A 313-nucleotide genomic window follows, 5' to 3' on the forward strand; every position below is an offset into this window, starting at 1 on the left:
CACCGTGATCGACGACGACGTGGTGGAGCTCACCAACCTGCAGCGTCAGCTCGCCCATCGGGTGGAGGACATCGGTGCCGCGAAGACCGCATCCGCCGCGCGCGCGATCGCGTCTCTCGCCCCGCAGACCGTCGTGCACCCGGTGTTCGAACGCCTCGACAGCGCCAACGCCGAGCGGCTCCTCGCGGGCGCCGATCTCGTGGTCGACACGAGCGACTCGTTCGCGACCCGCCGGGATGTGGCCGCTGCGGCCGAGGAGCTCGGACTCCCGCTCGTGTGGGGTGCCGTGCAGGAGTGGCACGCGCAGGTCACT

Annotated in this window: 1 protein-coding gene; it reads left to right on the forward strand. The window is 71.2% G+C overall.

From position 1 onward, the window contains the following. The coding region (locus DSP71_RS23950; protein ID WP_258546458.1) for a ThiF family adenylyltransferase at positions 1 to 313 on the forward strand (313 nt) is incomplete at both ends.

Source organism: Microbacterium sp. H6, assembly GCF_003314775.1.
Taxonomy (GTDB): Bacteria; Actinomycetota; Actinomycetes; order Actinomycetales; family Microbacteriaceae; genus Microbacterium; species Microbacterium oxydans.